General features: G+C 62.8%; 20 protein-coding genes and 1 pseudogene. 12 read left to right on the forward strand and 9 right to left on the reverse strand.

All coding sequences use genetic code 11. The annotated features are described in order from the left end of the window. From RIF72_RS07840 to xerD, 9 genes and pseudogenes are all read left to right on the forward strand, one after another. Positions 1–1065 (forward strand): annotated as a pseudogene (locus tag RIF72_RS07840) (hypothetical protein); the annotation flags it as partial. Beyond that, a complete protein-coding gene (locus RIF72_RS07845; protein WP_309074275.1) occupies positions 1058–2044 on the forward strand; it encodes an HAD-IIA family hydrolase in 987 nt (328 codons plus the stop codon). The pseudogene RIF72_RS07840 and the gene RIF72_RS07845, both read left to right, overlap by 8 nt. 9 nt (positions 2045–2053) lie before the next feature. Next, a complete protein-coding gene (locus RIF72_RS07850; RefSeq protein ID WP_309074276.1) occupies positions 2054–2338 on the forward strand; it encodes a hypothetical protein in 285 nt (94 codons plus the stop codon). A gap of 3 nt (positions 2339–2341) precedes the next feature. After that, positions 2342–3154 carry a TlyA family RNA methyltransferase gene (locus RIF72_RS07855; RefSeq protein ID WP_309074277.1) on the forward strand — a complete coding sequence of 271 codons (813 nt, stop codon included), beginning with the start codon at positions 2342–2344 and terminating at the stop codon, positions 3152–3154. 12 nt (positions 3155–3166) lie between these two features. Next, complete coding sequence (locus RIF72_RS07860; RefSeq protein ID WP_017200789.1) at positions 3167–4207, forward strand: NAD kinase; 1041 nt, start codon at positions 3167–3169, stop codon at positions 4205–4207. A 3-nt stretch (positions 4208–4210) separates the two neighbouring features. Continuing rightward, positions 4211–5950 carry a DNA repair protein RecN gene (gene recN / locus RIF72_RS07865; RefSeq protein ID WP_309074278.1) on the forward strand — a complete coding sequence of 580 codons (1740 nt, stop codon included), beginning with the start codon at positions 4211–4213 and terminating at the stop codon, positions 5948–5950. Between the two features lie 146 nt (positions 5951–6096). Then, complete coding sequence (locus tag RIF72_RS07870) at positions 6097–7842, forward strand: CTP synthase (RefSeq protein ID WP_309074279.1); 1746 nt, start codon at positions 6097–6099, stop codon at positions 7840–7842. 27 nt (positions 7843–7869) lie between these two features. Then, the gene (locus RIF72_RS07875; protein WP_309074280.1) at positions 7870–8532 is read left to right on the forward strand and encodes an NUDIX hydrolase; all 663 of its coding nucleotides are present in this window, start codon (positions 7870–7872) and stop codon (positions 8530–8532) included. 2 nt (positions 8533–8534) lie between these two features. After that, a complete protein-coding gene (xerD, locus tag RIF72_RS07880; protein ID WP_309074390.1) occupies positions 8535–9494 on the forward strand; it encodes a site-specific tyrosine recombinase XerD in 960 nt (319 codons plus the stop codon). A 41-nt stretch (positions 9495–9535) separates the two neighbouring features. On the opposite strand, the gene RIF72_RS07885 is transcribed toward xerD, so the two are convergent. Beyond that, complete coding sequence (locus RIF72_RS07885) at positions 9536–10306, reverse strand: hypothetical protein (RefSeq protein ID WP_309074281.1); 771 nt, start codon at positions 10304–10306, stop codon at positions 9536–9538. Between the two features lie 56 nt (positions 10307–10362). Here RIF72_RS07885 and RIF72_RS07890 point away from each other — a divergent pair, with 56 nt between their 5' ends. Beyond that, positions 10363–10860 carry an NUDIX domain-containing protein gene (locus RIF72_RS07890; RefSeq protein WP_309074282.1) on the forward strand — a complete coding sequence of 166 codons (498 nt, stop codon included), beginning with the start codon at positions 10363–10365 and terminating at the stop codon, positions 10858–10860. 88 nt (positions 10861–10948) lie between these two features. On the opposite strand, the gene RIF72_RS07895 is transcribed toward RIF72_RS07890, so the two are convergent. From RIF72_RS07895 to RIF72_RS07930, 8 genes are all read right to left on the reverse strand, one after another. After that, entirely contained in the window at positions 10949–12088 is a 1140-nt protein-coding gene (locus tag RIF72_RS07895; RefSeq protein ID WP_309074283.1) for a bifunctional 2-methylcitrate synthase/citrate synthase, read from the reverse strand. A gap of 76 nt (positions 12089–12164) precedes the next feature. Beyond that, positions 12165–13070, reverse strand: coding sequence for a methylisocitrate lyase (gene prpB, locus RIF72_RS07900; RefSeq protein ID WP_309074284.1), 906 nt, complete (start codon positions 13068–13070; stop codon positions 12165–12167). Continuing rightward, on the reverse strand, positions 13071–14591 hold the full coding sequence (locus RIF72_RS07905) for an MmgE/PrpD family protein (protein ID WP_309074285.1): 1521 nt from the start codon (positions 14589–14591) through the stop codon (positions 13071–13073). 42 nt (positions 14592–14633) lie between these two features. Further along, a complete protein-coding gene (locus tag RIF72_RS07910) occupies positions 14634–15290 on the reverse strand; it encodes a GntR family transcriptional regulator (RefSeq protein WP_309074286.1) in 657 nt (218 codons plus the stop codon). A 69-nt stretch (positions 15291–15359) separates the two neighbouring features. Beyond that, entirely contained in the window at positions 15360–16445 is a 1086-nt protein-coding gene (locus tag RIF72_RS07915; protein WP_309074287.1) for a class I SAM-dependent methyltransferase, read from the reverse strand. 134 nt (positions 16446–16579) lie between these two features. Next, positions 16580–18235: a helix-turn-helix transcriptional regulator gene (locus RIF72_RS07920; protein WP_309074288.1), complete on the reverse strand. Its 1656-nt coding sequence runs from the start codon at positions 18233–18235 to the stop codon at positions 16580–16582. A gap of 57 nt (positions 18236–18292) precedes the next feature. Next, the gene (locus RIF72_RS07925) at positions 18293–19006 is read right to left on the reverse strand and encodes a response regulator (RefSeq protein WP_309074289.1); all 714 of its coding nucleotides are present in this window, start codon (positions 19004–19006) and stop codon (positions 18293–18295) included. Then, positions 19003–20649, reverse strand: a complete 1647-nt coding sequence (locus RIF72_RS07930; RefSeq protein ID WP_309074290.1) for a sensor histidine kinase — start codon at positions 20647–20649, stop codon at positions 19003–19005. The genes RIF72_RS07925 and RIF72_RS07930 overlap by 4 nt, the downstream gene beginning before the upstream one ends. Positions 20650–20788: 139 nt before the next feature. Here RIF72_RS07930 and RIF72_RS07935 point away from each other — a divergent pair, with 139 nt between their 5' ends. Together RIF72_RS07935 and RIF72_RS07940 are read left to right on the forward strand one after the other, a co-directional pair. Further along, entirely contained in the window at positions 20789–22135 is a 1347-nt protein-coding gene (locus tag RIF72_RS07935; RefSeq protein WP_309074291.1) for a cation:dicarboxylate symporter family transporter, read from the forward strand. 253 nt (positions 22136–22388) lie between these two features. Continuing rightward, positions 22389–23288, forward strand: a complete 900-nt coding sequence (locus tag RIF72_RS07940) for a ParA family protein (protein ID WP_011774377.1) — start codon at positions 22389–22391, stop codon at positions 23286–23288. Positions 23289–23293: the final 5 nt, after the last annotated feature.

Genomic DNA, 23293 nt, shown 5'->3' on the forward strand with positions numbered 1-23293 from the left:
TTCGGCGACCGTCCCGAGCGCGGACCGCGGAACTTTGGCGGTGACCGCAACGAACGCGGCGGTTCGTGGGAAGAACGTCCGGCCCGGGTCCCCAACGCCAAGGACATCCGCAGCGCCAACCGCCCTGACCGCGAACGCTCGCCTGAAATTGACGAGGATGTCACGGGCAAGGAACTCGACCGTGCTACTGGGCACCAGATCAAGACCCTTGAGGAGCAGAGCGCTGGCTGGGTCGCAAAGCACCTGGTCATGGCTGGCCGCCTGATCGACATTGAACCCGAGCTCGCGTTCCAGCACGCCTTGGCCGCAAGCCGCCGCGGCGGTCGCCTGTCGGCCGTCCGTGAAGCTGTTGGCCTCACGGCTTACGCCGCTGGTCACTACGGTGAGGCACTGCGCGAATTCCGTACGTACCGCCGCATCAGTGGATCCAACGTGCATTTGCCGGTGATGGCTGACTGCGAGCGTGGCCTTGGCCGCCCCGATCGCGCCCTTGACATGGTGCGCTCTCCGGAAGCCCAGGACCTGGACGCTCCGGGCAAGGTTGAGCTAGCCATCGTGGCGTCAGGAGCCCGTGCGGACCTCAAGCAGTTTGATGCGGCGGTCAGTGAGCTTGAGATCCCCCAGTTGGACATCAACCGGGCGTTCTCCTACAGCCCCCGCCTCTTCCGCGCATACGCTGAAGCTCTCAGCGCGGTGGGTCGCACCGAGGAAGCGGATAAGTGGGCCCGGCAGGCGCTCGTAGCTGAGAACGCTTTGGGTGTGGGCGACTTCGCCGAACCCGAAATTTTGGACCTGGGCTGGGACGAGCAGGAAGAAGCAGCTGCGCGTAAGCCGCGCTTCGAGAAGCCAGCCCCGGACGCCGACGTCGTGAAGCCTGAAACGGAGACGGTCATAGTTGAGGCCGCAGCCGCTGATGTTGAGCATGATGACATTGAGCTTGATGATGTCGAGTCGGATTACTTCGAATCCGATGACGCGGAATCTGACATCGATTCAGCGGACGAAGAAGCAGAAGCAAAAGACGAAGATACCGAGAACGAGGGCTCCGACTCCCAGCATGGCTGATTCACTGATCTCATCGTTTGATGCTGTCCTTTCGGATCTGGATGGAGTGGTTTATGCAGGACCGCACGCCATTCCCGGGGCTGTGGAGTCATTGCAGCGTCTTGAAACCGTAGGCGTTGGGCTGGGTTACGTGACAAACAATGCCTCCCGCACCCCTGCCCAGGTCGCGGCGCATCTGCGTGAGCTCGGTGCGCCGGCTGAGGACCATCAAGTGGTCAGTTCCTCCCAGGCAGCGGGGGAGCTTCTGGCTTCCATGCTGCCTGCGGGGGCGCACGTCCTCATTACTGGCAGTGCGGCCTTGGCCCATGAGATCGAATTGGTTGGACTTAAGCCGGTGCACAGTGCCGCCGAATCCCCGGTGGCGGTGGTCCAGGGGTTCAACCCGGAGATTGGGTGGAAGGATCTGGCGGAGGCGTCATATGTCGTAGCCGGGGGTGCCATGTGGTTTGCCACCAACACGGACATGTCTATCCCGCAGGCCCGCGGCATGGCACCGGGTAATGGAACGCTGGTTGCCGCGGTGGCGGCTGCCACGGGTAAGACGCCGTTGGTGGCAGGCAAGCCCGAAGCGCCCCTTTTCCACGCGGCAGCAAAACGGCTAAACGCCGATCGTCCGCTGGTTGTGGGCGACCGGTTGGACACGGACATCCTGGGTGGCAACCGCGCAGGATTTGCGACGGCGGCCGTCCTCACCGGTGTGGACACCACCTACACCATCATTGCGGCGCGGACTGACGAACGTCCGGATTACCTGCTGGCAGACCTGGAAGGCCTTTATGCGCCATATCCGGAGGTTGTCAGCGACGGTGGCACGTTCCGTTGCGGTGCGGCGACTGCAGTTGCCGCGGATGCGACCGTTACAGTTACGGGTGACGAGAGTGACCTCGACGCGTGGCGTGCGGCGTGCGCTGCCTGGTGGACAGCGGTACCCGACACGGACGTGGCAAATGCGCCGCAGATGGAATGGCGAAATCACTAAACTGGTGCGATGACCGAGCCCCAACACTCAGAGCCCCAACACTCCGAGCTGGAACCTGCAGAACCGGAGCGACCTGCAGTCCAGTGGCCCGACGCTGCAAGCCCCACGGGGGATTCGCTGGTGGACAGGGCTCTCGTCCCGCTCAGTGACGTCGCGAATGCGCCCGTACCGGGTCATGGGGAGCTTTACGCCGGCGTCCATGACGCTTTGTTGGAAGCCTTGGACGCCGAACCCGGACTTCCGGCAGTCCCTAAAAGCACCCCCAGCGATCCCCGCCCGGAAGGCGACAGCTAACGCATGCCAAGACTTGATCAGGAACTCGTCACCCGTGGGCTGGCGAGGTCCCGTACCCATGCCGCCAAGCTCATCAGTGACGGCAAGGTCAGCTCGGGCGGCAACGTCCTCATCAAAGCCGCCCACCAAGTGGATGCTACGACGGAGTTGGATGTCGAGTCCCACCTTGAGGACATCTACGTCAGTCGCGCAGGGCATAAGCTGGCCGGCGCGCTGAAGGCGTTTCCCGCCGTCGTGGTTTCCGGAAAGCGGTGCCTCGACGCCGGCGCCTCCACGGGTGGTTTTACTGACGTCCTGCTACGGCAAGGAGCCGCCGAAGTAGTGGCTGTGGATGTGGGGCACGGTCAGCTGGTCACGCACCTTCGGGAGCATCCCAAGGTTGAGGTCCACGAAGGCCTCAACGTCAGGTATATGACCCCGGAGGAGATTGGTGGCCCGGCACAACTGACGGTGGCTGACCTGTCCTTCATCTCGCTGACGCTGGTCCTGTGGCCGCTTGCGCAGTGCACCGAGCCGGGCGGCGATTTGGTGCTTATGGTCAAACCGCAGTTTGAGGTTGGCAAGGAGCGTCTGAGCCGAACCGGAGTGGTGTCTTCGGAGAATGAACGACGGCGGGCGGTCGCCCAAGTGGCCCGCGCAGCAGTGGATGCAGGCCTTGAACTTCAAGACCTGGCAGCCAGTCCGCTTCCGGGGCAGGACGGAAATGTTGAATACTTCCTGTGGATGACGCGCAGGATGTCCTCGGTGTTGCCTAAGATCGAAGAGCGGGACGAGGACGTTGCTGCGTTGATCAAGAAACTCTGGCCGAACCACTAGAAAGCAGATCCGATGAGCAGGCGTGTACTTGTCCTTGCCCACACCGGGCGGGAGGAATCGCTCCGCGCAGCGTGGGATGCCTGTACGCAACTGCATGCCTCTGGTCTGGTTCCCGTGCTGCAGAAGTCCGAACTTGCAGATATCGAACGCTTCTTTGGTGCCCTCGATACGCCCATCGAGATCCTCAACGATCACGTCAACCTGGAGGACGTGGAGCTGGTGATGGTCCTGGGCGGCGATGGCACCATTCTCCGCGCAGCTGAGCTGGTCCGTGAAGTCGATGTCCCGCTGCTGGGCGTCAACCTGGGGCACGTGGGATTCCTGGCGGAAAGTGAACGGGCCGATCTCGCCCAGACCGTGGAGTGGATAGCCAGCCGTCAGTACACGGTGGAAGAACGCATGACCATCGATGTGCAGGTGTGGGTCAAGGGCCAGAAGATCTGGCACACGTGGGCTTTGAACGAGGCTGCCATTGAGAAGGCCAACCGTGAACGCATGCTGGAGGTTGTCACCGAGGTTGACGAGCGTCCTCTGACGTCGTTCGGCTGTGATGGTGTTGTCCTCGCGACGCCCACGGGTTCCACGGCCTACGCTTTTTCTTCAGGTGGCCCCGTTGTGTGGCCCGAGGTTGAAGCTTTGGTCATCGTTCCGATCAGTGCTCACGCACTTTTTGCCAAGCCACTGGTGGTGTCACCTCGTTCCAAGTTGGCGGTCGAAATCATGAACCGGACAGACGCCTTGGGGGTCCTCTGGTGCGATGGCCGACGGTCCGTGGATCTCCCGCCGGGAGCGCGCGTTGAAGTGACACGCTCGGCAACCCCGGTGCGGCTGGCACGGACACACAAGACACCGTTCTCGGCCCGGCTTGTCCGCAAGTTCCAGCTTCCCATCCACGGCTGGCGCGGCCCGGCCCCTCGGAGTGGCGAGGTACACACCGGTCCCATCCCTGTCATCCGTACACTGTCACCGGCTCCCTTGCCCAGCCCCCGGGACTCCGGAACGTCCCCGGACCTGGGGCACGGTGAGCCATCAGACCCCACGAATGCGAAGTGAAACATGCTCGAAGAACTCCGAATCCGTGACCTCGGCGTCATAACCGACGCCGCCCTGCCGCTGGGCCCCGGACTCAGCGTCGTCACCGGCGAAACCGGTGCAGGCAAGACCATGGTGGTGACCGCCGTCGGACTCCTTCTTGGTGCCCGCTCGGACGCCGGTGCCGTTCGGAGCGGCGCCAAATCCGCGTCGGCGGAAGCCGTGCTGAAGCTCCATCCCGCCCACAGTGCGGTGGAACGCGCCAAGGAGGCCGGCGGGGAGGCGGAAGAGTTCGACGGCGTAGCTGAGCTCCTGCTGGCCCGCACCGTGGGTGCCGACGGGCGTAGCCGGGCTTATGTTGGCGGACGTGCGGCACCGGTGGGTGTTTTGGCTGAGTTGGGCGAGAGCCTGGTGGTGGTCCACGGTCAGTCAGACCAGATTCGGCTCAAGAGCGCCACTGCTCAGCGGCACGCCTTGGATAGGTTTGCCGGAGCACCCCTCGCCAAGACGCTGGGGGAGTATCAGGAACTGTTCAACCACTGGAAGGCCATCCAGTCCGAACTCGAAACACTTCGCAGCGAAGCCCGCGAGCGTTTGCGGGAGGCTGAATCCCTGGACGCGGCCCTCAAGGAAATCGATGAGGTGGATCCGCAGCCCGGTGAGGACGAAACACTAAAGGCCGAGGCCGTAAAACTGGCCAACGTGGAAGAACTGCGTTTAGCGGCCGCTGCGGCCCACGAGTCGCTGATTGCTGAAGAATTCGGAGACGCCGGGGATGCAACCACCATGGTGGATGCGGCCAAGCGGACACTGGAGCACGTGGCGGAGCACGACGAGGAACTTCGTTCCGCAGCAAACCGGCTGGCCGAGGTGGGCTTCCTCCTCAATGACATCGCCGCCGAGTTGTCCAGCTACCAGGCAGCGTTGGACACGGAGGGCCCTGAGCGGCTCTCCGAAATCGAGGAGCGGCGGGCTGCCCTTGCCAAGCTGATCCGAAAGTACGCCCCGAGCATTGACGAAGTGCTTGAGTGGGCAGCTACAGCGAGGACACGCCTCGACGAGTTGCAGGATGACTCAAGCCGCATCGAGTCCCTGGATGCTGAGGTGGGTTCCGCGGAGGCCGCCCTGCGCAAACTGGCCGCTGCCATCACCAAAGCCCGCCTCAAAGCTGCCAAGGACCTCTCAGCCAGGGTGAGCGCGGAGCTAAAGGCCTTGGCGATGGCGGATGCAACATTGGTCATCGAGGTGGATGGCACCGGCGTGTTGGGCCCGTGGGGCACCGACGAGATTGCCTTCCTCCTCCAACCTCATTCCGGTGCCCCGGCGAGGCCGCTGGGCAAGGGTGCCTCCGGCGGTGAACTGTCCAGGGTGATGTTGGCAATCGAGGTAGTGCTTGCCGCCGTGGATCCCGTCCCCACGTTCGTCTTCGACGAGGTGGACGCGGGCGTGGGTGGGCGTGCCGCCGTCGAAATCGGACGGAGGCTGGCCATGCTCGCCCGGCACGTCCAGGTTCTGGTGGTGACACATCTGCCACAGGTAGCCGCTTTCGCAGATCAACACATCCGTGTGACTAAAACTTCCGTGCGTGGCGCTGATGGGAAGACAACCACGGGCTTCACGTCCAGTGACGTTCAGCTTCTTAGCGACGACGAGCGGGTCAAGGAGCTTGCCCGAATGCTGGCCGGACAAGAGGATTCCGAGAGTGCACAGGCGCATGCCCAGGAGTTGCTGGACGACGCTAAGCTCCTGCCGCAGCGCGCTTAGTGTTGCGGGCGGACCAGGTGCCGCGGGCTAGTGCGAGCACAATCACACGGGTGCACTTAATCCCGCCCGGGTCTTGCTTGGAATGCGGTGGTGAGCAACTATTGACCATTTGGGGAATCCGAACAGACGCTTGGAAGGCGTAATTGATGATAAGCTCGAATTCCGTGGTGCAGCGATCAAATTCCCGTGTAAATTCCCGGTTCCCGGGCTCGTCCAAGACGACCAAACACATCTTCGTCACCGGTGGTGTGGCGTCCTCGCTCGGTAAGGGTCTGACGGCTTCCAGCCTCGGTCACCTGCTGCGGGCACGTGGTTTGTCTGTAACTATGCAGAAGCTCGATCCCTATCTGAACGTGGATCCGGGCACGATGAACCCCTTCCAGCACGGCGAAGTATTCGTGACGGATGACGGCGCCGAAACAGACCTCGACATCGGACACTACGAGCGCTTCCTCGATGAAAACCTCGAAGGTTCGGCCAACGTCACAACGGGCCAGATCTACTCCACAGTCATCGCCAAGGAACGTCGCGGCGAATACCTCGGAGATACCGTCCAGGTCATTCCCCACATCACCGATGAAATCAAGCGCCGCATGCGCCTGCCTGCCGAAGGCAAAAACGCTCCGGACGTCATCATCACCGAAATCGGTGGCACCGTGGGCGACATTGAGTCGCAGCCGTTCCTTGAGTCGGCACGCCAGGTTCGCCAGGACGTGGGTCGCAACAACGTCTTCTTCCTGCACGTTTCACTGGTGCCGTATATCGGTCCTTCCCAGGAACTGAAGACCAAGCCCACCCAGCATTCCGTGGCTGCCCTCCGCTCCATTGGTATCCAGCCTGAAGCAATCGTGATCCGCTCGGACCGCGAAGTGCCCGACGCCATGCGCGAGAAGATCGGCCGCATGTGCGACGTCGACATCGACGCCGTGGTTAATGCCGCTGACGCTCCCAGCATCTACGACATCCCCAAGACCCTGCACTCCCAGGGCCTGGACTCCTACATCGTCCGTGCACTGGATCTGCCGTTCAAGGACGTTGACTGGAGTAAGTGGGACAAGCTGCTTGAAGCTGTTCACAACCCCAAGCATGAGGTCGAGATTGCCCTCGTAGGCAAGTACATCGACCTCCCGGACGCCTACCTCTCGGTCACCGAGGCTCTCCGCGCAGGTGGGTTCGCCAATGAAGCCAAGGTCAAGATCCGCTGGGTCCCCTCGGACGAGTGTGAAACTCTGGCAGGCGCCACCAAGTCCCTGGCTGGTGTGGACGCCATTTGCGTACCCGGCGGTTTCGGTATCCGCGGCCTTGAAGGCAAGCTTGGCGCTTTGAAGTTCGCCCGCGAAACAAAGCTCCCGGTGCTTGGCCTGTGCCTGGGCCTGCAGTGCATGGTGATCGAGTACGCCCGCAACGTGGTTGGCCTTGAAGGTGCTTCCTCCAGCGAATTCGAGCCCGACTCGAAGTACCCGGTTATTGCCACCATGGAAGAGCAGCTGGACATCGTGGAAGGCAAGGGAGACCTCGGCGGCACCATGCGCCTTGGCCTTTACGAAGCCAAGCTGGATGAAGGCTCGGTCATTGCCGAGACCTACGGCACCACCACCGTCAGCGAACGGCACCGCCACCGCTACGAGGTCAACAACAAGTACCGCGACCAGATCGCTGCCGAGGGCCTGGTGTTCTCCGGTACCTCCCCTGACGGCAAGCTCGTGGAGTATGTGGAGCTTCCCCGCGAAGTGCACCCGTTCTACGTGGCAACGCAGGCGCACCCGGAGCTCAGCTCCCGGCCCACGCGCCCGCACCCGCTGTTCGCAGGTTTGGTCAAGGCTGCACTGGAGCGTCGTGAAGGTGCGCCCGTGGACACCAAGACCGGTGCCCGCGCGGTAGCAGCCAAGTAAAAGCAAGTACTCACAAAGGACGGCGCGATGCCCGGTATCTCTGAAACTTCCAGCACGTCACGGCAGGTTTCGGATATGCCGAGCCCGCGCCGTCTTTTGTCTACCAGCAAGGTATATGAAGGCCGCATTTGGGACGTCGTCAGCGACTCGTTCCAACTCAGCGACGGCACGGACACCCTGGTTCGTGACTACATCGACCACCCCGGCGCTGTAGCGGTGCTGCCCATGAACGTGGACGGTGAGATTCTTCTGCTGAAGCAGTACCGGCATCCGGTCGCCATGGATCTGTGGGAGATCCCCGCTGGCCTGCTCGACGTCGAAGGCGAGGACTTCGTGGTGGGTGCGGCCCGGGAGCTGGCGGAGGAAGCTGACCTGGTGGCGGCTACTTGGAACGTCCTTGTGGACTTCTTCAACTCGCCGGGTTCCTCCAGCGAGGCAGTCCGAATCTACTTGGCTCGAGGCCTCAGCGACGTTCCTTTGGCAGACCGGCATGTCCGCACCGATGAAGAAGCCGAAATTGAACTCCGCTGGGTGCCGCTTGACGACGCCGTAAAAGCCGTGCTGGAAGGCCGGCTGCATAATCCGTCTGCGGTGCTGGGGATCCTCGCGGCCGCTGCCGCGAAGGCTGATGGCTTCACCAGCCTCCGTCCAGCCAACGCGCCTTGGCCGGCTCACCCGAGCCAGCGCTGAGCATGGCCGAGGCCGCGACTCGTACCGTCAATGGCGTTGACCGTGCAATAACCGACTATCTGCAGCACGTCGGGGTGGAGCGAGGCTTGGCGGCGAACACGCTATCGGCATACCGCAGGGACCTCACCCGGTATTCGAACTTCCTTGCCGCCCAAGGGGTGGATCAGCCGGGAAACATCACACGGCATCACCTGACGGCTTTCGTGCAGGCCTTGTCCGACGGTTCAGACGGCGCCGCCGCCTTGGGGGTCCGCTCCGCTGCACGCACAGTGGTAGCAGTGCGCGGACTCCACAAGTTTTGGGCGCTGGAAGGAACCACGACGGCGGACCCAGCCAGCGATGTGCACCCACCAATGCCGGGCAAGCGGCTTCCAAAAGCCATCAGCGTTGGCGAAGTGACGCGCATCCTGGAAGCTGCAGGCTCAGACAGCGCTACCGGCCTGCGAGACCGCGCCTTGCTTGAGTTCCTTTACTCCACGGGTGCCCGAATCAGCGAGGCCGTGGGGCTGGACGTTGATGACGTCTCCCTCGAAGACACCGCCGGCGACCCTGCCATCGTGCGGCTTTTCGGCAAGGGTTCCAAGGAACGCCTGGTGCCCCTGGGCTCTTACGGTGCCCGCGCCGTCGGCGCCTATGTTGTCCGCGGCAGGCCGTTGCTGGCGTCCAAGGGAAAAGGCTCCCCGGCGCTGTTCCTCAACGCCAGGGGTGGGCGGATCAGCAGGCAGAGTGCGTGGACCATCCTCAAGACCGCCGCCGAGAAGGCCAACATCACCAAAGACGTCTCACCACACACTCTGCGCCATTCCTTCGCCACCCACCTCCTGGAAGGCGGGGCGGACGTGAGGGTGGTTCAGGAACTGCTGGGACACGCGTCCGTGACCACCACCCAGGTCTATACCTTGGTCACCGCAGATACTTTGCGTGAGGTCTACGCAGCGGCGCATCCCAGAGCACTTGGATAGCCAGGCGCTCGGATAGCCAAGGCGTTTGAACAGTGTCCGAGTTACTCAAGCACGTTCAGCGTCAGCTCCACGGCGTCGACGAACAGCGCCAGCAGCGAGGTCCCCAAGCCGGCTACCAGCAGGAGTCCGGGGTGAGCCAGCCCTACCACCACGCGCTTGAGCCGGGGGCGCCCGCGGAGGAATTTCTTTGGTACGCGTGTCTTCAGTGGTATCTGACGCCAGCCTCGCAACCGCCGCAGGAACCACGCACAGCGGACGATGAATGCCATCCACAGGATGGAGAGCACCAGCGGAACTGCTGCCAGCATGATGTTGAAACCCAGTGCCGTGACTTCCTTTTCGGAATCGCCAATCACGGACTGGACGGTGGTGGAGATGGAAGCACTCATCACCACTGAGGCTGCCCAAACCATGAATGCTGCCACCAGTGCAAGGAACCGGACGAAGAAGTGGCCCAGGACGGTTGCATCGACTGCCCTGAGGTGGCTTCGCGGCGTGGCATGCAGCACCACCAGCGTAGAGATCAGGGTGGGCAGGGCAGCCACGAGGACCAGCAGGTACCAGGTCCATCCGGCCAGGTCCACTACTTCGTCCAGGACGATGAGTCCTGCCCAGACAACTATCCACGCCCAGCCGGCGTACAGGGGGTGTGCCACCAACCAGCGGGGGAGCCAGGCGTCCCGTTCGCGTTTTACCTTGGCGGGGGTTGCGGTGCTTTTTTCCTCGCCCGAATCTGCTACGCCGGCAGTTGCGCCAACACCGTCGTCCACCGCTGCCACCTGGGCTCGCCCACTACCCCCACCTTCAGTCATGGGCTCACTGTAGCAATGGCGGCAGCGGCAGGGGAGATCAGGTTAAGGTAGGCAGCATGACTGCAGCCCATGTGACTTTGTGCTTCCTCCTCCGCGACGGTGCGGACGGTGAACATGTCCTGCTCGGGACCAAGAAGACAGGTTTCGGTCGGGGCAAGGTGGTGGGTGTCGGCGGGCACGTTGAGTTGGGGGAGACCGCCTCGCAGGCTGCGTGCCGTGAGGTCATGGAAGAGATCAACGTGGTGGTTCACGCGAAAGACCTGATTCCGGCGGGCACAGTTGATTTCGTCTTCCCTGCGAGGCCCGAGTGGAACATGGCCACCACCGTGTTTTTGACCCGCTCGTGGGAGGGGGAGCCATCGGAAAGCGACGAGATTGCCCCTGCGTGGTTCCCCGTGGCGCAACTTCCGGTTGAGCGGATGTGGGCTGATGCGGAACACTGGCTGCCGGCGATGATTTCCGGCCAGCGCATCGCGGTGAGGGTGGCCTTGGCGGCAGACAACGAGAATGTAGCCGACGTCCACACGATTGATTGGGTGGATCCTCAGCGGTAGCACGACGGGAGCAAGTACGACGGCGGGCCGGTCACCTTTTTGGGCGACCGGCCCGCCGTCGTACGTATCACCGAAATTTCGGGACGCGTTAGGGGACGTGCCGCTCTTCCGGCCCGTTGTATTCGCTCAGCGGGCGGATGAGGGAGTTGGAAGCGACCTGTTCCATGATGTGGGCGGTCCAGCCGGTGATGCGACTGGCGACGAACAGCGGCGTGAACGTTTGAGTGTCGAAGCCCATGAGGTGGTACGTGGGGCCGGCCGGGTAGTCAAGGTTGGGCTTGATGGCTTTGGCCTTGTCCATGGCTTGTTCGAGGCCGTTGTAGAGGCCCAGGAGTTCGGGTCGTCCGTAGTGGGCGATCATTTTGTCCAGGGCGGCTTTCATGGTGGGCACGCGGGAGTCGCCGTGCTTGTAAACGCGGTGTCCGAAGCCCATGACTTTCTTTTTCTGTGCCAGTGCGTCTTCCATCCAGGCCCGGGCGCGGGTGGCTGCTTCTTCGAGGGATTCTTCGCTGCGGATGCCGATCTCGTCGAAGGTGTGCATCACGGCTTCGTTGGCACCACCGTGCAGCGGACCCTTTAGGGCGCCGATCGCGGCGGTCACGGCTGAATGCAGGTCCGAGAGGGTGGAGGTGACCACGCGGGCGGTGAACGTTGAGGCGTTAAAGGAGTGCTCGGCGTACAGGATCATGGAGACGTTGAACGCTTCGACCACTTCGGGGACCTGTTCTTCGCCGAAGGTCATCCAGAGGAAGTTGGCTGAGTAGTCCAAGTCTTCGCGTGGTTCAACGGGTTCCTGGCCGCGGCGGCGGCGCTGGTCGTAGGCCACCACGGCGGGCATGGCAGCCCAGAGGTCGATGGCTTTCTTCATGTTCGCTTCGGGAGAGGAATCCTCAGCCAGTTCGTGCCGGGCGCCGAGCACGGATGCTGCCGTGCGGCACACGTCCATGGGGTGGGCCGTGGTGGGCAACGTATCCACCACTGACTTGACCACAGGGTCCAGGGCGCGGCCTGCGCGTTCCCTGGCCGTGAATTCAGCCAGCTCTGATTCGTTGGGCAGCTCGCCGTTCCATAGCAGGTAGGCGACTTCTTCGAAGCTGCATTTGGCGGCCAGTTCCTGGACCGGGTAGCCGCGGTAGAGCAGCGAGTTGGTGTCCGGGTTGACCTTTGAGACGGCGGTGTAGTCCACCACGACGCCGGCTAGGCCCTTTTTGATGTCTTCAGCAGCCATGCTGAACTCCTTCGTTCATAGTGCAGGCGCTTCCGGTGTGCCGGAGTGCCTGCGTTCCCCTTGATGAATTCGGAACCTAGCGGACGCCAGGTACCTGGAAGTTGAATACGCCGGTATCGAATTGGTTGTATGCCTCGTAGTCGACGAGTTCGTAGAGGCGCGCACGCGTGAGCATGTTTTCCACTTGCGCTTCTTGGGTCCCCGCAGCCTTGATCGATTCCAGAGTACGCTCTGCAGCGCCCATGGCAATGCGGAGGAGGGTGACGGGGTAGATGACCATGTTCACCCCGACGCCCTGAAGCTGGTCCACGGTGAAGAGGTCGCTTTTGCCGAACTCTGTCATGTTGGCCAGGATAGGCACGTCCACGGCGTCGCGGATGGCCTGGAATTCGTCCAAGTCACGCATGGCTTCCGGGAAGATCGCGTCGGCGCCGGCGTCTACCAGTGCTTTGGCGCGGTCCTGGGCCGCTTGGATTCCATCTGTGGCGCGGATGTCGGTGCGGGCCATGATGAGGAAGTTCGGGTCGCGGCGGGCGTCTGCTGCGGCGCGGATGCGTTGGGTGGCGGTATCGATGTCAACGACGTTTTTGCCGTCCAGATGTCCGCAGCGTTTGGGGTTGAATTGGTCTTCGATGTGGCAGCCGGCCAGGCCCGCGTTTTCGAGTTCTTGGATGGTCCGAGCCACGTTCATGGGTTCACCGAAGCCTGTGTCGGCGTCCACGAGGGAGGGCAGGTCGGTCATGCGGGCGATTTGCCCGGCCCGGGTGGCTACCTCAGTGAGGGTGGTCAGGCCGATGTCGGGCAGGCCGAGGTCGTTGGCCAGGACCGCGCCGGAGATGTAGACGCCGGCGAAGCCCTTTTCCTCGATCAGGCGTGCTGAGAGCGGGTTGAACGCCCCGGGGAATTGCTGCACGGTCCCGGAGGCGAGGAGTTCCCGGAGTTTGAGGCGTTTCTGTTCGGGGGTGGTTGTGGAGTACAGCATTTAGAACAGTCCCTTGGGCGCGTTGCTGAGGTCGATCACGCCGGGTGCGGCGGTGATGTTCAGCTGGTCCAGTTCGCCGGCTCCGAGTTCGGTGACGCGTTCGACGGCGGTGAGGAACCTTTCGATTTCGGCGTCTTCCACGAGTCCTGCAGCGAGGGTGCGGAACTTGTTGATGTATTGCTCGCGGGCGAACGGCCGGGCACCGAGCGGGTGCGCGTCGGCCACGGCGATTTCATCGGTGATGACGGTTCCGTCGGTCAGGGTGATTTCAACAGTGCCGCCGAAGGCTTTCTCGGCGATGTCCAAGGAGTGGTACCGGCGGGTCCATTCGGGGTCTTCCACGGTGGTGACCTTGTGCCACAGTTCCACGGTGTCCGGACGTGCGGCGCGTTCGGGGGCGTAGGAGTCCACGTGGTGCCAGGCACCGTCCTGCAGGGCGACGGTGAAGATGTACGGGATGGAGTGGTCCAGGGTTTCGCGGGACGCGGTGGGGGAGTACTTCTGGGGGTCGTTCGCGCCGGAGCCGATCACGTAGTGGGTGTGGTGGCTGGTCTTGATCAGCACGGAGGCGACGTTGGCCGGGTCGGTGGTTTCGGGGTGCTCACGGTTGAGTTTACGGGCGAGGTCGATCCAGGCCTGGGCCTGGTATTCGGCGGAGTGTTCCTTGGTGTAGGTGTCCAGGATGGCGCGTTTGGCTTCCCCGGGCAGTGGCAGCGGGACCTCGTAGGAGGCGTCCGGGCCATCCAGCATCCAGGCGATCACGCCGTCTTCGCCTTCGTAGATCGGCACGGGGGAGGTCTGGCCACGCATGGAGCGGTCCACTGCTTCGACGGCCATTTTGCCTGCGAAGGCCGGTGCGTGGGCTTTCCAGGTGGAGATTTCGCCCTTGCGGGACTGCCGTGTGGCGGTGGTGGTGTGCAGGGCCTGACCCACGGACTGGAAGATCGTCTCAACATCCAAACCCAACAACGTGCCGATGCCTGCCGCGGCGGAGGGGCCGAGGTGTGCCACGTGGTCGATCTTGTGCTTGTGCAGGCAGATCGCTTTGACCAGGTTCACCTGGATTTCGTACCCGGTGGCGATGGCACGGACCAGATCCTTGCCGTTGGAACCGACGTGCTGGGCGACGGCCAGGATCGGCGGGATGTTATCCCCGGGGTGGGAGTAGTCCGCTGCCAGGAACGTGTCATGGTAGTCCAGTTCGCGGACGGCCACGCCGTTGGCCCAGGCAGCCCACTCAGGGGAGACCTGCTCCGAGATGCCGAACACGCGGGCGCCCTTGCCGTTGGCCGAGGGTGCGTGGGCCAGTGCCTGGGCGCGGGCTGCGACGATGGGGCCACGGTTCAGCGAGGCGATGGCCACCGAGGCGTTGTCGATGATCCGGTTGATCACCATGTCGGTGACCTCGGGGGTGACTTCGACGGGGTCGGCGGCGACCACGGCGATCTTGTGCGCCAACTGCTCCTCGCGGGGCAGGTTCTCTTCGGACTTATAGACGCGGACGTGATGGTTCTTGACCATGGTGCTCCTTCAAGGCAGTGGTGTTTTAGGCAGTGGTGTTTTTTAGGCAGTGTGTTTCAGGGCAGTAGCGTGGGTGGCTTTGACGTGGGTGAGGCTGCGGTGCAGGTGGACTGTGGTGGCGGCTTCGGCCAGCCGCGGGTTGCCCGTGGCGATGGCCTCGGCAATGGCGGCGTGCTCGGCGGCGGCTGCGTGGAGCCGGGCAGTGTCGTCGGCGGCCAGGCGCCGGACCCGGACCAAATGGACCCGCAGGCTCCGCATCGCCTGGGCCAGGTAGGAGTTGGAGACCGCGGCATCGATGGCCTCATCCAAACGGCCTACTAAGGCGTAGTACTCGTGCCGTGCCGGATCAGTCTCGCGAAGCAGTTCAGGGGCCAACAACAGTTGGGCATGCAACTCGGCGAAAACACCCGGGTCCCCGCGCTGGGCTGCCAACGCCGCGGCCCGCACTTCAAGGGTTTCACGCAACTCGAACAACTCATCGATGCTCTCCAGCGAGATGTCGGTGACGACGACGCCGCGGCCCCCTGCCGCCGTCGTCAATCCCTCAGCGCTGAGCCGGCCCAGCGCCTCCCGAACCGGTGTCCGGGACACCCCGAGACGCTCGGACTGCTCCACTTCCGCCAAGACAGTACCCGGCCGCAAGCGCCACTCAATGATGTCTTCCCGTAGGGCCGAGTAAGCCCGATCACTGGCACGCATGCCTACAGTGTATACATGGATCGCCTATTAGGGTACTAACTGCCACGAACTTTGCTTTCGTGTATACATTCAGGCCTGAGCGATGAAGTACGCATTAAACGGGTCCTCCTCCAGTTCCTTCACCTCCACGGTCCGGAATCCCGCTTCACGAAGCATGTCCGTTGCCCGTTCCTTCCCCCACACCGTGCCCAGACCATCGCCGCCTTGCCCCAAGGAAACAGCCAGGCAGTGGAATGTAGAAATGGTGTACAGGAAGGCCGCCCACGGGAGCTCCAAGTTCTCCGCCAGACGGCTTGAAGCATTGATGTCCACCATCAGGAAGGTGCCGCCGGGCTTGAGCGCAGCACGGATGTTCACAAGCACCTCAGCTGGGTGGGCTTGATCGTGGATTGCGTCAAACGCTGTCACCAAGTCGAACGCCTCGGCGGCCTTCAACCGGCTCACATCCTGGAGCTCGAATCGGACATTCGAAAGTCCCAAGGCTGAGGCCTCGGCGGCGGCCGTTGCCAATGCCTCGACGGAGAAGTCGTAGCCGGTAAAAGTGCTGGCAGGGAAGGAGGACCCCAGCAGGTTCAAAGCATGACCTTGGCCGCATCCGATGTCGGCGACGGAGATGCCGCTGCGCAGTGCTTCCACGCAATCTGTCAAGGGAAGGATCGTCTCTACCAACAATGCATCGTTCACTGCAGCGCTTTCAGAAGCCATGATGTGATGAAACCGCGAGTAGTCCTCGTAGCTTGTTCCGCCGCCTTTCCGGAACGCATGGGCGATCTTCGGGGCCACCTCACCCATGAGCGCCACGTACTGAAGTGTTCGCGCGAGATTTTCGGTACCTGCACCTGTCAGGACGGGAACGAATTCCGGGCGCAGGAGATACGTACCGCTGTCCGGTTGGTAGTCCACGAATCCGGCCGAGGTCATGCCGCCCAGCCATTCCCTGACGTAGCGCTCGTTGAGGCCTGACGCGTCGGCAATAAGGCTGCCAGGGGCTGGAGGGAGGGTCGACAACGCCTCTAAAAGGCCAGTCTGGTGGCCTACCACCACCAAGAGGGCGATGGAAGAATCGTTGAGGATTCCGATCAATCGGCCAGTGGCCTGTTGGACGGCTTTCGCCGACGTGGAAGCTTCCTGTTGCCCGGCCTGGGTGCTGTTCATCGCTGTTCCTTGATGATGAGGGGGTCGGCCTGCCCGGCCCGTTGTCCGTAACTTCAAGGTATGGCGGCGGAGCCTTCCAGCGCGTCCACGGAAACCTGCATCTTTTGGCGCACCATGGGTCAAAACATGCAGGCTCAAGTCCGGGGGTGCTCTGCTATTCCGTGATGACGTGCCCAAGCGGCCGCAGCGGTCCTGGAGTTGACGCCGATCTTGGTGAAGATGTTCGACAGGTGACGGCTGGCTGTTTTCTCGGAGATGGTGAGTGTCTGAGCTATATGCCTGTTGCTCGAGCCGGACAGTACGCATCCCAGTACTTCCACTTCCCTGGCCGTCAGCCCATTCAGTGCGTGATCAACATTTGGCAAGGAGGACGGTGCAGCTCCGAGCTGCGTACGGATGGCGGCAGCGGTGGCGCGTTCCGCGTCGGCCGCCCCGGTCTCGCCCAGCGCCGCCCTGACTGACGATATCCGCTCATGGATCCGTGCCAGCTCATAGCGTAAATGCTGGGAACGGTAGCCTTGCGCCGCCGCTTCGAACTCGGGCAGCGACTGGATCCAGCGGCCTTGGGCCGTCAACAAAGTACCTCTCGCATGATGTGCCCAGGCAATCAATCCCGCTGTTCCGTAGTAAGCCGCAGTTCCTTCCAGCTCGCAGCAATACACCTCAGCACCGTCAAGGTCCCGGGGTGCAAGCAACTCCACGAGTGGAAGCAGCAACCAGGCCCGTCCGAGGCGCCCACGGTCTGCCAACGCGGCGCGAAGATCCGTAAGTGCTTCCTCGTCCTTTCCCGCATCAGCCAGGAGCAAGGCTGAGCCGGGCTGGGCATCAATGCCGAGTCTACGGGCCATGGCATAAGCCGCCGCGGCGCCGGACTTGTTTCCCTGCCGTCGGCGAATATCGCCCAGTTCGTAGAAGCAGTCGGCCGCGATCCAAGCATGGGCATGCCGAAGACGCTCGCCGAGGTGAGCCAGCTCCTCCTCCGCCTGCTTCCAGCCACCTTCGGCAATGATCAGTTGCAGTTCATGGACCCGGACGATCCCCGAGTACATGAAAGACGTGGACAGCCCGGCGCACCACGCGGCCAAAGCGTCGGTCCACCACCTCATGCGCGAGTAATCGGCCAGTTCGTAGCAGAGGTGGATGACGGAGCAGTAGATATCGCCACCCCACTCCGCCGACACCTGGCCGGCCATCACGGGAAGCAGTGCTTGATCCAGGTCCTCGAAGCCGCGAGCTGCCTGGCCTCTCCGGACGGCTGCGAGACCCGACAACATGAACGCAAAACTCTCCAGCTCGGGAGCTTTCTGCCGACGATTCATGGCGGTCAGCTGGAGGGAAGCAGCAAAGGCGGAGTCCGCGTCACCTTCGAGGTAAATTGCGTCGTTGCCCTCCAGATACAGCAAATATCCGTGCTCCGGAGACTCGGGAAGCCTGTCAAGTAGGCGTCGCGCCCGGTTCAGCCATGCCGATGACACAGCGATGTTCCCGCGGACACCCCCCTGCAGAGACAAGGTCAGTGCAGCCTTAGCCGCTGCCCGGAACTGTTTACCGGCGACCAACCCGCGAAATACTTTTTCGGATAGTGCCATGGATCCCTGAACGTCCCCGAGCCACCATTTGGAGCGCGCCAGGATTTCCACGTCCTCCAGGCTCAGCGGGGATTCGTCACCGGCACTTTCCATGGCCCGACGCGCAGCATCCCAGTCTCCACGGGCAAACGCCTCGCGGGCTTCCATCAGCTGCGGTAGCGCTGGTGATTCCGGTTGTCGGAGCGGGGGCTGTGCGGACATGGTCTCTCCACGGGTCGCCATCAGCTTACTGCGGAGGCGGAGGGAACGGGAGGTCCCCTAGGCCCGGTTCCAGCCGTACTCGTTCTCCGGCCGGCCAGGGGTGCCGTACCGGGGCGCCCGGGTGACCGTTCCGGCGTCGGCAAGGTATTCCAGATAGCGGCGGGCGGTCACCCGGGACATCCCCAGCGCGTCCATGACTTCACTTGCGGACACCGGCCGCTGCCCCGCCCTCACCAGGTCCTTCACTGACTCCAGAGTTGAGCCGGAGAGTCCCTTGGGCAGCGGCAGTTCCGTGGGTGCGCGAAGACTCGCGAACGCCTGGTCAACGTCACTCTGCGAGGCCCCTGCTTTGGAAATGCCGGACATCGAGCCCGCCAACTGTTCGCGGAAGGTCCGGTAACTGCTGAGCTTGTCGGCAAAAGTGGCGTATGTGAACGGCTTGATGAGGTACTGCACGACGCCGATGGACACGGCACTGCGGACGATGTTCAGTTCACGGACGGCAGTGATGGCGATGATGTCGGCGAAGACTCCCGCGGAACGCATCCGTCGGGCGACGTCCAGTCCGTGAAGGTCAGGGAGGTTCATGTCCAAGAGGACGAGGTCCACAGGGGAGCCGGACGCCGCGAATTCGCCCAGGATGCGCAAGGCCGACTGGCCATCCGGTGCCGTCCCGACCAAGTTGAAGCCGTCCAAGCGGCCAATGTAGACAGAGTGGGCGTCCGAGGCTATGGGCTCGTCCTCCACCACCAGGACACGGATCTCTGTCATGCCTTCTCTTCCTCGGGAACCGGCGCGGGGAGCAGGACATGGAACTGTGCTCCGCCGGGATTGCTGATGGTCATCGTACCGTTGAGCCGCTCCACTGCCTGACGCACCAAGGCCAAGCCAACGCCCCGACCATGGGCACCTTGCCGGTTTCCTTCCGGAGTTTTCGTGCTGAAACCGTACTGCAGGACGTCATCGATGGAGCCCGGATTGATGCCTCTGCCGGAGTCACGCACCGTAAATTCGACGGCGGCAGGCCCGGCTTCCACGTCCAGCTCCACCTTCCGGGGAAAGTCACCGGACGCGGCGGCGTCAATCGCGTTGTCCAGCAGGTTCCCGAGAATCGTCACCAGGTCCTGGAGCTCCAGGCCACGGACACCGGAGCTCCCTGAGGTCCGGACCACCAATTCCACGCCGCGTTCGTGGGCTTCCGCAGACTTCCCCATCACAAGGGCGCTCATGACGGGCTCGTCCACGGAGGCCACCAGGTCATCGGTGAGTTGCTGGCTGAGTTCCAGATCCTTGGTGGCAAAGTCCAAGGCCTGGGGTGTGCGGCCCAACTCCAACAGGGAAACGATCATATGGAGCCGGTTTGCATGCTCATGTGTCTGGGCGCGAAGGGCATCGGAGAGGGTTTTCATCGTCTGGAGCTCCGTGCCCAGGGACTCGATCTCGGTACGGTCACGGATAGTGGCCACCGTGCCGTAGACGGCGGGTTTCTGCCGGCTTCGCTCAGGCACCGGCCCTACTGCCGGGGCCTGGTTGACCACCAGGATCCGGGAACCGGTCAGATGGATTTCGTCATGTGCGGGCCTACCCGATTCGAACAGCGCTCGCAGGCTGCCATCGAAGGGAAGATCAGCGAGTTTCGGGGCGTCGTCAGGGGACCGGTCAGCGTCGGACGGCTCCAAGCCCAACAGCTCTGCGGCTTGGTCGTTGTACATCACCGCCTTGCCGTGGGTATCAATCAGGATCACGCCTTCGCGGACGGAGTGGAGGACGGACTCGTAGTACGCGAACAGTTGTGCCAGCTGCTCGGGTCCCCAGCCCCGGGTAACTGATCGAAGGTATCGTCCAAGCAGCCACGACGCGAAGGAACCGAAGACCAACACCACCAAGGCAATTCCGCCGATCACACCCAGCCTTTCGGCAACGTCGGTGTCTACGGTGCGGACCGTGATGCCGGCAGCCACAAGGGCTTGGACACTTCCGTCGGCGTCCTTGACGGGCGCGATGGTTCGGACCGAGGGACCCAGGGTTCCTGCAGTAACTTCCGTGAAGGTCTCGCCGCCGAGGGCCGGCTCGATGGTCCCGATGTAGGGCTTGCCCAGTTCCTCGGTCCGGGGATGGGTCCAGCGTGTCCTGTCCGGAGCCATGATGGTGATGAAATCAGCATCGGCGTCGTCCATGACTTCCCGCGCATAGGGCTGGAGGATGGCTGAGGGATCAGCTGTTAAAGAGGCCTCCAGGACAAGGGGATTGTTGGCCAGGGACGTGGCGATCGCCTGCATCCTTCCACCCGCTTCGTCGTAGGCCCTGTCCCTGGCTTCCACCACGGAGAATGCGCCAAAGGCCGCCGTCAGTACCAGGACGAACAACAAATTCGCCACGAACAAGCGGCGGGCGATGCTCCAGCTGTGAAACACGTGGGCCTCCCATGACCAATATGACCGCAACGGTGATGTGTGTCACCTGCGGCTCAATGATGGATATCACACAAGGGCGGCGGATTGGACATCAGTGCAGGACCGCGGCGCCTTACACAGTATCCAGAAGGAGAATCCCATGACCTCTCAACGAGGAGAGACGGCAGTAGCCGCCAAAGGTGGACGCAAGGGGCTCGACAAGTCGCATTACCTGTACATCGCGGTCATCCTGGCTGTAGTGCTCGGCGCCGTGATCGGCCTGATGTTCCCCGAGGTCGGCAAGTCCCTCAAGCCGCTCGGCGACGGCTTCATCAAGCTCATCAAGATGATGATTGCCCCGGTCATCTTCTGCACCATCGTCCTGGGCATCGGCTCCATTGCCAAGGCCGCAACCGTTGGCAAGGTAGGGGGACTCGCCTTGGGCTACTTCGTGGCAATGTCCACGTTTGCCCTCGCCATCGGTTTGGTGGTGGGCAACCTGATCCATCCGGGCGAGGGGCTCAAGCTGACCCCGTACGACCCCACCAAGAAGGCCGACACCAACAGCACAGTGGACTTCCTCCTGGGAATCATCCCCGGTGACATCCCGGTCCTGCCCACCCTTCTGGCTGCCATCCTGGTCGGTTTCGCACTGCAGAAGATGGGAAAGCAGGGTGCGCCCATCCTCACCGCCATCGGTCACGGACAGCGCCTCGTGTTCCGCATCCTCATCATGATCATGTGGCTGGCACCGGTTGGAGCGTTCGGCGCCATCGCCGCCGTAGTTGGTGCCACCGGCGCCCAAGCGATCCTCAGCATGTTCACCCTGATGCTTGCTTTCTACGTAACGTGCGCACTGTTCATTGTGGTCATCCTCGGTACGCTTCTCCGGGCAGTGGCCGGCGTGAACATCTTCAAGCTCATGAAGTATTTGGCACGCGAGTACCTCCTGATCTTCTCCACCTCTTCTTCCGAGGCAGCCCTGCCACGCCTGATCGCCAAGATGGAGCACCTGGGTGTCTCCAAGCCTGTTGTCGGCGTCACCGTTCCCACGGGCTACTCCTTCAACCTGGACGGCACGGCCATCTACCTGACCATGGCGTCGCTGTTCGTAGCCAACGCCATGGGCACACCGTTGGATCTCGGTGCACAGATCTCCCTGCTGGTCTTCATGATCATCGCTTCCAAGGGCGCTGCAGGTGTCACGGGTGCCGGACTTGCCACCCTTGCGGCCGGCCTCCAGGCACACAAGCCGGAGCTCTTGGGCGGCGTGGGCATGATCGTTGGAATCGACCGCTTCATGTCCGAGGCACGTGCATTGACCAACTTCACCGGCAACGCAGTCGCCACAGTCCTCATCGGCACCTGGGTGAAGGAAATCGACAATGGCCAGGTAGAGCGCGTCCTCTCAGGCAGCGAGCCCTTCGATGAGCAGACCATGATCGCCCACGGCGGCGAAGAAGAGGCTGCACCTGCGGCTGAAAACCGCGAAAAGGTCACGGTCTAACAGGAACAGCTCCAGAGCAGTACAGTGAGGCGAAGGCCGGCTACCCACTAGGTGCCGGCCTTCGCTGTTCCGGGCGGCGGGACGCGGCCACTCAGGCAACCTTCGACCTCAACCAGAGGGTCAAGGCTCAGGAATCGACCAATGTCAAGTTCCCCGAATAACCGTGTCGGGCGCTGTAGCCTAAAGGGGTAGCAGCGCTGTCGCCGGGGGCGCAGCGGCAGGGAAGATCGTCGTCGAAAGAGTGGTTAGATACGTGAGCATCGAACGGGGAACAGCTACGCTGGAAGGCACCGAGCTCGATCTGGAAGACGCCATCATGGGGCCCACGGGCCGTCCTCACCGCGAATTCCCGGAACCCGCTCCGCTGGCCTCCCACGGACCGGCGAGAGTCATTGCCATGGTCAATCAAAAGGGTGGCGTGGGTAAAACCACCTCCACGATCAACCTGGCGGCTGCGCTCGCAGAGTACGGCCGGCGTGTCCTGTTGGTGGACTTCGACCCCCAAGGGGCTCTTTCCGCCGGCCTCGGGGCAAACCCGCACGAGCTTGACCTCACCGTCTACAACGTGCTGATGGACCGCAAGGTGAACATCCGCGATGCCATCCAGCAGACCGGCGTCGAGGGTGTTGACCTCCTGCCCGCAAACATTGATCTTTCCGCTGCCGAAGTCCAGCTCGTCAACGAGGTAGCCCGCGAGCAAGTCCTGGACCGCGCGCTTAAGAGCGTCGAGGACGATTACGACGTCGTGCTGATCGACTGCCAGCCATCGCTGGGCCTGCTGACGGTGAACGCGTTGACTGCAGCCCACGGCGTCATTATCCCGCTGATCTGTGAATTCTTCGCCTTGCGCGCCGTTGCACTCCTGGTGGAAACCATCGAGAAAGTACAGGACCGCCTCAACCCACGGCTGCAGGTGGACGGCGTCCTCGCCACCATGTACGACGCCCGCACCCTGCACAGCCGCGAAGTCATCTCGCGCTTGGTGGAGGCATTTGGGGACAAGGTCTTTGAGACTGTCATCAAGCGTTCCATCAAGTTTGCAGATGCCACCGTGGCCGCCGAGCCCATCACCAGCTACGCCGGCAACCATATCGGGGCTGACGCTTACCGCCGCCTTGCCAAGGAACTGATCTCGCGCGGCGGCGCGCCCTAGCGGAC

It is taken from the genome of Paenarthrobacter sp. (assembly GCF_031180005.1).
GTDB lineage: Bacteria > Actinomycetota > Actinomycetes > Actinomycetales > Micrococcaceae > Arthrobacter.